This is a genomic window from Fuchsiella alkaliacetigena (genome assembly GCF_023227765.1).
In the GTDB taxonomy this organism is placed as follows: domain Bacteria; phylum Bacillota; class Halanaerobiia; order Halobacteroidales; family Acetohalobiaceae; genus Fuchsiella; species Fuchsiella alkaliacetigena.
Genome location: NZ_JALKBZ010000061.1, coordinates 1 through 12,699, shown reverse-complemented (window position 1 = coordinate 12,699; position 12,699 = coordinate 1). Strand labels below are relative to the sequence as shown.

At 37.9% G+C, this 12,699-nt stretch carries 11 protein-coding genes; all 11 read left to right on the top strand.

What is annotated here, in order from left to right:
* The first annotated feature begins 86 nt into the window (after positions 1–86).
* A complete protein-coding gene (locus MWH30_RS12265; protein ID WP_248664382.1) occupies positions 87–1,391 on the top strand; it encodes a CsgG/HfaB family protein in 1,305 nt (434 codons plus the stop codon).
* A gap of 46 nt (positions 1,392–1,437) precedes the next feature.
* The gene (locus tag MWH30_RS12260) at positions 1,438–2,556 is read left to right on the top strand and encodes a hypothetical protein (RefSeq protein WP_248664381.1); all 1,119 of its coding nucleotides are present in this window, start codon (positions 1,438–1,440) and stop codon (positions 2,554–2,556) included.
* A gap of 43 nt (positions 2,557–2,599) precedes the next feature.
* Positions 2,600–3,745, top strand: a complete 1,146-nt coding sequence (locus MWH30_RS12255) for a flagellar assembly protein T N-terminal domain-containing protein (RefSeq protein WP_248664380.1) — start codon at positions 2,600–2,602, stop codon at positions 3,743–3,745.
* Positions 3,745–5,301: a CsgG/HfaB family protein gene (locus MWH30_RS12250; protein ID WP_248664379.1), complete on the top strand. Its 1,557-nt coding sequence runs from the start codon at positions 3,745–3,747 to the stop codon at positions 5,299–5,301. The genes MWH30_RS12255 and MWH30_RS12250 overlap by 1 nt, the downstream gene beginning before the upstream one ends.
* Before the next feature lie 139 nt (positions 5,302–5,440).
* The gene (locus MWH30_RS12245; RefSeq protein ID WP_248664378.1) at positions 5,441–6,196 is read left to right on the top strand and encodes an outer membrane beta-barrel protein; all 756 of its coding nucleotides are present in this window, start codon (positions 5,441–5,443) and stop codon (positions 6,194–6,196) included.
* A 14-nt stretch (positions 6,197–6,210) separates the two neighbouring features.
* Positions 6,211–7,818 (top strand): S8 family peptidase, encoded by a 1,608-nt coding sequence (locus MWH30_RS12240; protein ID WP_248664377.1) that lies wholly within the window; start codon positions 6,211–6,213, stop codon positions 7,816–7,818.
* Between the two features lie 113 nt (positions 7,819–7,931).
* A complete protein-coding gene (locus MWH30_RS12235; RefSeq protein ID WP_248664376.1) occupies positions 7,932–8,681 on the top strand; it encodes a hypothetical protein in 750 nt (249 codons plus the stop codon).
* Between the two features lie 261 nt (positions 8,682–8,942).
* Positions 8,943–9,068, top strand: coding sequence for a hypothetical protein (locus MWH30_RS13890; protein WP_282706323.1), 126 nt, complete (start codon positions 8,943–8,945; stop codon positions 9,066–9,068).
* Positions 9,069–9,241: 173 nt separating this feature from the next.
* Complete coding sequence (locus MWH30_RS12230) at positions 9,242–10,534, top strand: hypothetical protein (protein WP_248664375.1); 1,293 nt, start codon at positions 9,242–9,244, stop codon at positions 10,532–10,534.
* A gap of 144 nt (positions 10,535–10,678) precedes the next feature.
* Positions 10,679–11,170: a hypothetical protein gene (locus tag MWH30_RS12225; protein ID WP_248664374.1), complete on the top strand. Its 492-nt coding sequence runs from the start codon at positions 10,679–10,681 to the stop codon at positions 11,168–11,170.
* A 98-nt stretch (positions 11,171–11,268) separates the two neighbouring features.
* Positions 11,269–12,465, top strand: coding sequence for a M20 metallopeptidase family protein (locus MWH30_RS12220; protein ID WP_248664373.1), 1,197 nt, complete (start codon positions 11,269–11,271; stop codon positions 12,463–12,465).
* The last annotated feature ends 234 nt before the right edge of the window (positions 12,466–12,699 follow it).

The following is a 12,699-nucleotide window of genomic DNA, read 5'->3' as shown; positions in this document are numbered from 1 at the left end:
CGATTGCATCCTACACAATTGTAATCCTGTGAAATTGTGGTCTATAGTTAGTTTTGTATAGATTTTTATAAGCAGGTAATCTTAAAATGAAATCTATGTTGAATTATTTTTTATTATTTTTACTTCTTTGTTTTCTGCTAGCAAGTCCAGTTCAGGCTCAGGATAGCGTGGCTGTTTTGGAGTTTGAAGGAGCTGGAGGTAGTGATTATCACAGTGCAGCGGCTAATAGCTTAACGAATATCCTGATGGATTTGGGTCGTTTTGATGTGATTTCACGAAGTGAAGTGGATCGTATCTTAGAAGAACAGCATTTTCAAGTTTCGGGTTTAGTTGATGAAGATACTGCTAGTGAAGCTGGCGGTATTCTCGGGGTAGAGCAGGTTTTTACAGGAAATATTGATAAACTGACTACTAGCTGGTCGGATGGAGAGTACAGTGGAGAAGCTAAAGTGACTATTCGCTTAATTGATATTGAAACGGGAACTATACTACAATCCTTTGAAAGCACAGGTAGTGGCAGTGGAGATAGTCGTGGTGAAGCTAGAAGTAGTGCCTTGAGTAGTTGCTTTGATAGTAGCTTGCGGAGTCAGCTGCGGGAAGTTTTTGCTATTAGTTCCTTTGTAATTAGAGTTGATGAAGAGCAAGTAGATCTTTTAGGTGGTAGTGAAATGGGGATTAGTGAAGGGCAGCGTTATTATATTTTAAGACCGGAAGAGTATGGTGATTTTACTCGTAAGATAGGTATGGTGGAGATTGAAAGAGTATCTGGGGATAGATCTCGGAGTGAGATCTTATGGAGCAGTGAGGAGATTAAAGAAAATGATTTAATTGAAGAGATACCTTATTCGCGACGAACAGCAACTCATGTAGAAGCTTCTCTGAGTAGTTATGAGTTCAGTAATGGTGAAGATAAACAGTCTGACTTGATGCCTGGACTAGGTTTGCGGATTATGCGAGAGAAAGTCTTTGATTATGAGTATGGAGGAGTGTTTTCTTTTGCTCGTAGTGAGGGTATTAATCGTTTGCAGTTAGGCGGAGAAGGTAGTTATGAATTTCCTCTTAGTCGAGGTAGATTACATCTGTTAGCTACTGCTGGAGCTGGGGGAAATATAGTTAGTCAGTCTTATTCAGGTTATGGGATTAACGAAGATGAATCAGGAACAGCTTGGGGGACTGGATTTTATGGTAGTTTAGGTGGTGGACTGAAGTATTATCTGGACTACGATACTGGGGCCCGATTAAATTTAACTTTAACAGGTCAGCTAAGTTCGACTATTAGTAGTTGGGAGGATAGTGATGATACAGAGGTAACAAATTATGTTGATTATCAAGAGGCGGATTTTAGTGGCTTGGGGATTAGCTTTGGAGCTTCAATTCCTTTGGCTTTTTAAATGAGCTGTTGATACTTATTACTTTAAAGTCAGGAGTGTATCTTAAATGAAGCTTAGCAAAAAATTAGCTTTATTATTGTTAATTATCTTACTGTTATTCTCTGTTACTTCACTGGAGGCTGAAGAAGGTGACCGAGTGAAGGTAACTGGGCAGGCTCAGATAGAAGGAGGTGATTTAGCTCAGGCTAGAGAAATGGCCAAGAGTGATGCCTTTCGCAATGCTGTTGAGGAGGCTATGGGGGTTTTAGTGGATGCTCAGACTAGAACTCGCAACTATGAACTGCTGGAAGACTCTATTTATACACAAGCACGGGGTTATGTAGCGGAGTATGAGGTTTTGGATATTTCAACTGCCCAGGGGCAGATTCAGATAGAGTTAGAAGCTTTGGTTAAAGAAGAGGATTTGGCTGAGGATATAGATGCTTTAGAGTTAACTATTCATCGAGCTGGAGATCCGCGAATAATGGTAGTGGTTCCTGATGATAGTCCTTGGTATAAGGAATCGGGCCCGGCTGCTGAGACAGAGATTATTAGTAAATTAGTGGATAACGGCTTTAGATTAGTAGATCAGGAGCAGATAAAAGAAGTGCGTGATTCTGAGGTCGTGCGTAGGGCCCTAGATGGGGATGAGGAAGCCTATCAACAGTTGGCAGCTGAACATAATAAAGATCTGTTAGTGCTAGGGGAAGGCTTTAGTGAGTTAGTGGAAGAAAGAAGTGGTTTTTACTCCTATCGAGCTAGATTGGAGGCTCGAGTAGTAAAGCTGGATACTGCAGAGATTATAACTGCCCAGGGAGTTCAAAAGACAGAAGTGGATATTAGCAGAGATAATGCTGTTCAGAAATCTCTGGCAGCAGCTGGAGCAGAGATGGCTGAGTACTTACTGGAGGTTATTCCGGAAGCAATTACCGATACTGAACGCAGCTTGCAGGTGACGGTGAGCGGGATTGCTTTTGAAGAGCTACAGGAGCTAGAAGAGTTTTTGAAAAATATTCATTTAGTGGATGGTGTTTATCAAAGAGACTTTGTTGATGGTACAGCTAGGCTAGATATAGATGGTAGCTTATTACCGATGCAGATGGCCAGAGAGATTACTGAAGGCTCGGAGCTGCCTTTAGAGGTTAGTGGGGTTTCGGGTAATAAAATTGAGCTAAAGATAGAGTAATCTAGATAAGACTTACTTTTTTATGAGGGAGGGGGCTTATGTAGTGAGTAAATTTAAGTTAGTATTTTTGATGATCTTGTGTTTAATTGCTAGTCAGATTCTTGCTCAGCCCTTATTTGGGGCGACAGTGGAGGTAGAGGTTGAAGGCTATGGTAGTATTATTGAGGAGGATGTGGCTCGGGCCCGCGATGAAGCCTTGCGCGATGCTTATCGCTTAGCTATAGAAGAGGCTGGAGTAGAGGTGGAAGCTATCACTGAAGTAAGGGACTTTCAGGTTTTTTACGATCAGGTAACCTCTCAAGCTCAAGGTTATCTGCGTAGCTATGAGATTTTAGAGGAAGATAGCGAAGACGATCTTTATCGAGTGCAGATAAAAGGCGAGGTTGTACAGGAGAATATAGAAACAACTAAAGACCATCAAGCTTTAAAGCAGCTTTTAGAGATGACCGGGAATCCGGTGGTGATGGTATTGGTAGCCGAAGAGAATATGGGCCAGACTGTTAATGATTCTTCTGCTGCTAATTCTATTACTAAGCAGTTAGCTGAAGGCGGTTATCAATTAGTCGATGCTGATCAATTAAAAAGGATTAGAGCTTCAACGGAAGCTGAAGAAGCACAAGAAGGTAGTACTGAAGCAGCCGTTAATCTAGGTCAAAGTTTTGGAGCCGATGTAGTTTTGACAGGTAGTATCAAAGCTACTGAAAGAGGTTCTTATGAAGCGGGAGACTATACTTTTCATGGAGCAGGAGCTTCAGCTAGAGTACAAGCGGTATCGGTCTGGACAGGTCGGGTGATAGAGGTTTGGGAGCTAGAGGAGAATGATTCAGCCCTAAACCATCAAGAAGCGGGGCGGCGAGCAATTAAAAATGCTGCTCAAGAGTTAGGTGAACAGATTGTCTGGAATTTACCCTATTATGTAGGAGGAATAGAGGGTGAGTTGAGTACTGTTCAGTTAGAGGTAAAAGAACTTGATTCTTTTTCTGAATCGAGGGAGTTATTAGAGGCTGTGGAAAATCTACGCGGAGTTGAATCGGTTAATCTGCGTAGTTTTGAAAACGGGATAGCTCAGATAGATTTAGAGATAGAGTCTAAAGTAGAGGATTTAGCAGTAAGAATTGAAGATTTGGCAGAGTTTGAATTAGCGGTATTATCTTTAGGTAGAGAACAATTGAAGTTGGAGGTGGAATAATGAAGAAGTGTATATTAATTTTATTAGTTATTTCTTTTTTGTTCTGGCCTGCTGCTGAACTGAGAGCTGAAGAGGATTATACTATTGTTATTCCCGAATTTGAGGTAATTTCTTCTGATGCAGATATTCAAAATATTGGCGGTGCGTTAGCTAATATGATGATTACTGAGTTAAATGAGGTTAGTGAAATTACAGTAGTAGAAAGATCTAGACTGGAAGATGCTTTAGAGGAGTATGGATTACAGGAGAGCGGATTAGTACAGCAAGAAGAGGAAGCAAAGGAGATTGGTGGCTTTGTTGGGGCAGACTTTGTAGTGGCAGGTAGTTTGGTGGATTTAGGTATGGAGTCTCAGTTTAGAATGGATTTTCGTTTTATAGATGTTGATGAAGGAGTAGTTGTAAATGCCGGCCGAGTAAGAGGTGAAAGAGATGAATTAGCCGATTCTATGCTGAGTGAGGCAGCTGAAAAAATGGAACGTTTTTTACTGGGAGTTGCTCCGTCAGATTTGGCTAAAGTAGAAATTGAACTGGAAGAGACTGAGCTTTATCCAGAAGAGGAGTATCGGGTTAAAGCTCGAGGATATGATGAGAGTGGCGAGGAGATGGAAATAGAAGGAGTTTGGGAGGTTACAGATGAGCTTGGGGAAGTAATTCCTCAATATGGAGCAGAAACTACTTTAAAAACTACTGAGGCAGGTAGTGGAGTTTTGAGTTTTGAGACTGAAGAGCTCAGAGATGAGATTGAGCTAGAAGTGGCGGAGGCCCCTTCAACTCTAGATAGGCTTGTTTTGGAACCTGAGGCTACCGAGTTAGAGGAAAGTGAGGAGATTAAGTTAAGGCTAAAGGCCTTTGACCAGCAGGGTGAAGCGATGGAGGTTGAAGCGGAGTGGACTGTGGCTGAGGGCCCAGGTCAACTGATAGAAACTAGTAATGAAGAAGCTGTCTATAAAGCAGAGGAAGCGGGTAGGACTTTGCTTAAAGTAGAAGCTGCTGATTTAGTAGCTCAAGCTGAGTTAAGCATAGAGCCTAAAGAAGAAAGCGAAAGTGGATTTACTTTAAGTATAGGCCTAGATGCTTTGGGCTTTAGAGTACCTGCTAAGGATCAAAATTTTAATGAAGCAGTGGCTATCTGGGCGGCTCATCTTGCTTATCAGCGGGGACAGTTAGAATTAGAAGTTAGTGGTGGTGCTGCTACTAATGATACTTATGGTATGGAATATAAAAGTTGGCTAGGGAATGAAGTTACTACTAATAGAGCTAAAGGTGTTTTACGTTATTATCTGCGTGAAGGTCGTCTCTTGCCTTATCTAGCTGGACAGTTGAACCTAACTCAGCATGAGTGGGAAAATGGATGGGAAAGTGATTTATATGAGATATCTAGGTTGGGCTACGGGCCCGCTGTAGGTTTAAGGATCCAGCTAAGCCGTTTTTCAATGTTGATGGCTGGAGGATTTGAAATAGTAGATGAAACTTTTAAAGAAAATGGGAATATTACTTGGGAAGATATATATGCTGATGAATATGTGGATTTTTCTTTGCGTTTTGACCTGTTTTAAGGTTTATCTGGGAAACCATTTCATTTTTTTGTAAAATATGAAGGAGTTTTTGTATTAATCTGGTATATAAGTATAATAGTATAATTATACTTAGTTTAATATAAAAATTTATTAATTGATTATTTAGGGGAGATATCTAATGAAGAAAAGGGTAGTGATTAGCTTATTATTAGTAATGATAATTATTTTTGTGTATCAAAGTGCTGCTTTTGCAGAAAGAGAACGTTTTGAATTAAATGGAGGGTTAATTATTAATACTTTTGCTTTAGATGAGTTCAATGAATATCTTAAAGAACAAGATGACTATTTGAGTGATAATTATTATTCAACCCTTGATGGATTATCTGAATCATCACTAGAAGAAGTAACTGTTGGCGGAGGGGTTTTTATTCAGGGAAGATATTGGCTGACGGAAAATATAGCTTTAGGCGGTGAACTTAAAAGAAGTGTAGCTTCTACTAAATACGAACTAACACAATCAGGTACAACCTATTTTCAAGATAGTTATGAGTTGACTTTGACGGGGGCTTCTGGCCTAGTCGTATATAAATTACCAGTAGAAAGAGTAAATTTGAATTTTCAATTTGGCTTAGTTAATTACTGGAGTAGTTTGGATTGGGAATGGAATATGGATTTAAGTGATGATGCACAAGATTCTAGAGCTGATTCTTATACGAATAGTAATTTAGGAGGAAAGTTTGGCTTAGAACTGGACTATCTTTTTCGAGATAGATTTTTACTTAAGTTGGGGATGAGTTATCAACATATTGTATTTGATAAGCTGGAGAATGAAGAAGGAGAAGCTTACTATAGTATTCATGGCGATAATATGGAGCCTATGGAGTTCGATTTTAGTGGTTTAGAAAGCAAATTAGGAATCGTATTTAAATTTTAAGAGGTGAGAATGAGATGAAAAAGACTAAATATACTTTAGGGATAGTTATTTTAAGTTTGATTTTGCTCTTAACTTTAATAGGTTGCAGTAGTAATCCTTTTAGTTCAGACGATGATGATGGAATTAAAGGACATGTTACTATGTTAAATAGTGAAATAGATGAAGATGAATTTAACGTCCCCTCAACTGAAACTCAGGAAGCTACAATAAGTTCTGCTGCGGACTATCAGAGTGAGGGAGAATATGTAGAGGATGAAGTGATTGTCCGCTTTAAAGATTCAGCAGAGATAGATGAGTTATTAAATAATTATGGATTATCATTAAAAAATGAGATTGAAAGCTTAGGAGTTAAGCTTTTAAAGATAGAAAAAGATAGTTATGATTTGGAAGAGCTTATTGCAGAATTAGAGGCAGAAGCAGAGGTTGAATATGCGGAGCCAAACTGGATTGCTTACATAAGTGCAGATGAAAAACATCCTGAAAATGAGGAGCACTACGATAAACAGTGGCATTATTCAGCTATCAGTTTGCCTTATGCTTGGGATATTACTACAGGTAGCGATGATGTAACTGTTGCAGTTTTAGATACTGGAGTAGATGCCGAGCATCCTGATTTAGAAGAACTAGTGATTGATGGTAAGAATTTTACGGTAGATGAAGATGATGAAGATAGAAATAATCCCTATGATACTGATGGTCATGGGACTCATGTAGCTGGTACTATTGGGGCAGCTGCTAATAACGAAGGAGTAGTAGGAGTAAACTGGAATGTGCAGATAATGCCAGTTAAAGTTTTAGGTGATGATGGTGGTGGTAGTAACTTTGATATTGCTAAAGGTATTGAGTGGGCTACAAAAAATGGAGCAGATATTATCAATATGAGTTTAGGTTCTGTACCTATCCCTATTCCTTCTAAATCTCAGGAAGATGCTATAAATTATGCTTATAATAATGGGGTAACTGTAATTGCTGCTTCCGGGAATGATGAAAATCCCGAAGTAACTTATCCGGCTCGTTATGATAATGCTATTGCAGTGGGATCAGTAGATCATGAGTTTGATTTAAGTGATTTTTCTAATTACGGTAGAGAGATTGATTTTGTAGCTCCAGGAAGTAATGTTTTTTCTACTTTACCAAATGAACAGTATGAAATTGAGTCTGGTACTTCTATGGCAGCACCGCATGTGGCTGGAGTAGCAGCTTTGATTTTGGCTGAAAATCCTAATCTGAATCCTGATCATGTAAAAGAGCATTTAAAGCTGACAGCTCAAAACTTAGGTGATCGAGGTTGGGACTTCAAATATGGCCATGGAGTAATCAATGCTTACGCTGCGGTGGCTGATTTGAAGATTAGTGAGGCTGTAGTTTTTGCTGGTAAGGAGAATGGTGATCAGATAGAGGTCAAAAGTGAGCTGGTAAAGGTAACTGATGATGGTTTTTATAGCTTGCCTGATCTAGATGATAAGTACTATCTCTATGCCTGGATAGATAAAGATGATAATGATGATGAAGTTTCAGCAGGCGATTACTTTGGTAAGACTTCCAGCAAGGTAGGTTCTGGTGTTGATGCTAATATAAGTATGGAGCTAGTAAAAGATAAAGAAATAGAAATTCAAAATTAATTTTATAGAATTAAGTTAGTGTAGTAATAAAATTAAGAGAAGGGGGGTTAGTTTTGTTAGTTGGGTTTGGCTTAGATTAACAAAACTATTATTAAAGAAAGGGGAGTTTAGAAATGAAGAAGAGAATAATGATTGTTCTATTGGTACTGGTAGTATCAGTAACTATGTTAGGTTGTTCTGATAGTTCTTCAAGTTCAGATGAAACGACTGAAACGGAAGTTACTAGTGAAATTGCAAGTAATGTTGAGGATTCGGGTGAAGTTTTCTTAGGGAGACTTAATCAGTCTATAGAGGAGGATTATGATTTAGATTCAGTTAAAGAAGTTTTAACGGATGATGCTAAAATAGTAACCGACTGGGATCTTATTATTAAGGTTGACCCTGCTGAAAAGATGGAAAAAGAGATATTTGAAGATTATACATATGGGCAGGAATTAGAGTATGAGTATGAGTTCTTAGATGGATTAGATGAGAGTGAGTTTGCAGACGAAGAAATGGTAACTGAGGTTAACTTTGACTTAACAACTAATGAGGATGATTATGATGATGATAATTTTAATTTTAATGAAATAATTTTTAATCAAGAATTTACATTCTTCTTTGAACTTTGGTTTGAGTATTTAGAAGATATAGAAGAATCTGATGAAGATTTAGAAATTGAGGTTGATATTGATACAAAAGACTTTTCTGGTGATACGGCAATTTTAAGAGGTCAATTAACAGAAACTTATATAGTAGATGGTGAAGAGATTACTTATGAAGATGATATAACGATAGAATTGAAAGAAATTGATTCTGATTGGTTAATTAATGAATTTATTATCGAAGGAGAATATGAGGAGAACCTAGTTGATTGGTATTAATTAAAATAAAGAACTGATGTAATAAAATGAGAAATGAGTTTGGGGAAGCTCTAGCTTGGAAGTTTCTCCAAACTCAAATTTTTTATTGCTAGGGATGCTTATCGTATATATGTAGATGATACTGCTCCCGAAGGAGTATACTTCGGCCCTACAGCTAGATTTTCTTATCTTAATTTAGAGGATCACGTTGAATCAGTTAGCGGTACTGCTTTTGATGCTGGTATAGTAGCAGGATATCAATGGATTAGTAGTGGTGGCTTTGTGACTGATTTAAATGTGGGAGTTAGTTTGGGTTTTGGAGAGGTTAAGGCTGAAGAGTCTGGGGAAGAGGTTTCTTATTCAGGTCTTAATCCTCTTTTGGGTGTTAACTTTGGTTATGCTTGGTAGTAAAAATTAAATTTAAACTTATTAAAAAGACTGGACTTCATTAGAAGTCTGGTCTTTTTTATTTTAAGCGCAGATAATCCTAATCTTTCAAAAAAATATCTCTACCAGCAGGATAGCTATAAAAATATGTCGAATACTATAGAACCACATAAAAATAAAAGGAGATGCTGCTTATGAAAAGGCTAATAATTCTGCTGGTTGTTATTTTGCTAGGGATTATGATAGTTGGAGGTACGGTCTTGGCTGAAGAAGAGCTTAGAGTAGAAATTACTGACGGCGAGATTGAATTTAATACCACTATTTTTTCTATAAATAGGAGAGAGTTAGATGCTTGGGATGGAAGGGAAAGTACGAGAGAATTTTTGAATATTGATGGGGGAAATAGAGAGTTGGAAGTAGAATTTATAGGTAAAATAATGAATAGTGTTGATTGGAAGTTAGCTGTTGAAGAAGAGGATGGGGTTTATGATTTTAGCCTAGCTTTTGCTAAGGAACTAGATGATAGTGCATTAGAGCTGGCATTTTGGGATGGAGTACACAATATTACTTTAAAAGGCAGAAGAAGAATTGGAAATGCTGAAGGACAGACGGTAATAGCTAATGGAGGTGGCTGGGGTTATGTAGATGATCAGGATACTTATATTAGATACTACTTAAGTGATGAGTTTAACTTAAGCTTTAAGCCTTTTGAGGCTGACTTTAAAATTGGAGATGAGTTTGAAGATGAATTAGATAATAATCCAGGTATAGAAGCTAACTACCAACTGTCAGAGTTAATGACTTTAAGTGGAAGTTTTTGGACAGTTGGAGAGTCGATAACAGATCAATTCGGTAATGATGGAGCTGATCCATCATCAAGGGATATTCAAGTTAAAGGAGCTCTGGACTATGAAGAGGAAGATACCTCTTTTACTGTAGGAGTTTTATTAGATTTAACAAGAGAAGAGTTTGCAAACGGTAATGAAGAAAGTGGTGCTTTAATTGGGATAGGGCAATGGATACCAAATAATGAGCAAGTAGGAAGTGTACCTGGGCAAGCACCTAGGGAAAGCTTAATCGTGAATATTTTAAGTGAGCATAAGTTAGCTGATGATTTAAGCTTAGAAAGTGAAGCTAAATTAGGCCGAGGAAGTTATGAGAATGAAGATACAAATGAAGAGGGAAGTTTAACTGACTTAGGTTTATATACTAAGCTAACTAAGGAACTTAATGATGGAGTTAAGATTTATAGTTCTTATACACTTAGAAGAACTTCTGGTGATTCCGATGATGGAGTTACTGAATTTGACTTAACAAGAAGGGCCCAAACCTTTAATTTAGGAGCAGAAAAGCCATTAGAAGAAGGGTTAATTTTATTGGGAGATATTTCATTAACTCCTTCTAGTGTGGAGATGGATGGAGATATTGAAGAAGAACATAGTTTTTTGGCTTTTGAATTAATGACTGGCTTAAGGTATGAATTTTAAATAAAAAGTTGAAACTTGATTATTTTTACTTGGTCACAGGTTAAAAGCCTGTGATCTTTTTTTTAGTAAAATTGACTCTTAAAAAGGAAAATTGCAGGTCAATGGATAAATAATAACTATAGCAATTTAAGGGAGGACAAAAGAATGAAAAAGTACTTACTTATTTTATTGATACTTACATTGACTATAACTTCAATGAACTTAGCAGAGCTTCAAGCTGTAGAAAAAGAAACTGCTGGAGATATCACCTTAGCTACTACTATTTGGAACCATGATGACCTACGGATGGAGTATGAATATAATAAAAAAAGCGTACTGCGAGCCGAAGCCATGGCAGCTATCTTTCCGGGAGCCGGTCATCATTATGTGGAAAGCGATGATACTCTGCGTTGGCTGGGGATGGGTTTAGCCGGTTTAGCCTTGACGGTTTATGCTAATAGTGAGGATTCAGAGCTTTACGATTATAGTAACTACATCACTTTTAGCTACATGGTTTGGAAAGGATTGGAGATAATTGATGCTCGCCAGCAGGCTGAAAGGTATAATCGTCAATTAAGAAATGAATTAGAAAGTAGTATTGCGGCTAGAAATCAGGGTGTGACTTTTGAAGCTAGACTTTTAAACTATAATTTTTAATTTTTTAGCTAAAAAGCAGGAATATTAAAAGAAATATCTAATAAATACAGAAATAAGAAGTAAATTTAGATATTTATGAGGGGGAGCTAAGCAAAGAAATGAAGCTAAATTTTAAAGAATTAGCCCAGGAGATTGAAGAGGAGATTATTAATTGGCGACGTGAGCTACACCAGATTCCCGAAACAGAGTTAGAACTACCTAAAACAGCTAGCTATTTAATGAAAGAGTTGGATAAGATCGGCTTAGAGGTGACTAATGGACTGGCTAAAAGTGGACTAATGGCTATTATTGAAGGTACTAATAAGCAGGCTGAGTCCAAGACCTTTGCTATTCGCGCCGATATGGATGCTTTACCGATTACTGAAGAGACAGAGCTTTCCTTTGCTTCCCAACATCAGGGTAATATGCATGCCTGTGGACACGATGCGCATATGGCAATGGCCTTAGGAGCAGCTAAACTACTTTATCAGCATCGCGATCAGTTGGTAGGAGATATTAAGATTTTATTTCAGCCTGGGGAAGAAGGACCAGGTGGAGCTAAACCGATGATTGAGGCTGGAGTCTTAGACAATGTAGATGCTATTATTGGTTTGCATATTGGCAGTATCTTTGAAGAGTTAGATAACGGAGAGATCGGGATTTCTTACGGAGCAACTATGGCTAGTATGGATAAGTTTTCTATTGAAGTACAAGGTCAGGGAGGACATGGAGCCCTGCCTAATACTACTGTAGATCCAGTAGTGATCAGCTCTTCTATTGTGCAGGAGTTGCAGACCTTAATTAGTCGGGAGATTTCGCCCACTAATCCTGGGGTAATTACTGTCGGTGAAATTCACGGTGGTACTGCTTATAATGTGATTCCCGAAAAGGTAGAGTTGACCGGAACTACTCGCTTTATTCATGAAGAGGATCGCCAACAGATTTCCAAGAGAATGGAAGAGTTAACCGAGAATGTAGCTACTGGGCGCCGAGGTAAGATTAAGTTTGACTATCAACACGGACATCCACCTTTGCGTAATAATCGAGAGTTGACCGAATATGTAGCTACTATTGCTAAGGAAGTTGTCGGTGCAGAAAAGGTGGTAAAGATTGAAGAGCCGACTATGGGTGGAGAAGATATGGCTTACTTTTTAGAGGAAGTACCCGGCACCTTTTTCTTCTTAGGTTCAGCTAAGGAGATAGAAGGTAAAAAGCATCCGCATCACCATCCTAAGTTCGATTTAGATGAAAGTACTTTTTGGAAAGGTACGGCCTTATTAGCAGCTGTATCTTTTAACTGGTTAAAAGAAAATTAGGCAATTTTTAACCTCTCTATCTGTTATGATAGAGAGGTTTTTAACTTTAGTATTTAAACTAGTTAAAATGGTAAAAACTCCAATAGTTTTGCAGGTATTTGTTAGTTAGATATAGAAATTCACAAAACAGTAATAATTTATTATTTAACTAAATCAAAGGAGGTTGTAACAGCTGTTAAAATACTAACAAAAACTATATAAAAGTTATAAAAACGCTTGAAGATCTATCTATAT

Coding starts and splice junctions, on each gene's coding strand:
- MWH30_RS12260 (WP_248664381.1), top strand. CDS start 1,438: ATGAAGCTTAGCAAAAAATTAGCTTTATTATTGTTAATTATCTTACTG.
- MWH30_RS12225 (WP_248664374.1), top strand. CDS start 10,679: ATGAAAAAGTACTTACTTATTTTATTGATACTTACATTGACTATAACT.
- MWH30_RS12240 (WP_248664377.1), top strand. CDS start 6,211: ATGAAAAAGACTAAATATACTTTAGGGATAGTTATTTTAAGTTTGATT.
- MWH30_RS12250 (WP_248664379.1), top strand. CDS start 3,745: ATGAAGAAGTGTATATTAATTTTATTAGTTATTTCTTTTTTGTTCTGG.
- MWH30_RS12230 (WP_248664375.1), top strand. CDS start 9,242: ATGAAAAGGCTAATAATTCTGCTGGTTGTTATTTTGCTAGGGATTATG.
- MWH30_RS12245 (WP_248664378.1), top strand. CDS start 5,441: ATGAAGAAAAGGGTAGTGATTAGCTTATTATTAGTAATGATAATTATT.
- MWH30_RS12235 (WP_248664376.1), top strand. CDS start 7,932: ATGAAGAAGAGAATAATGATTGTTCTATTGGTACTGGTAGTATCAGTA.
- MWH30_RS12265 (WP_248664382.1), top strand. CDS start 87: ATGAAATCTATGTTGAATTATTTTTTATTATTTTTACTTCTTTGTTTT.
- MWH30_RS12220 (WP_248664373.1), top strand. CDS start 11,269: ATGAAGCTAAATTTTAAAGAATTAGCCCAGGAGATTGAAGAGGAGATT.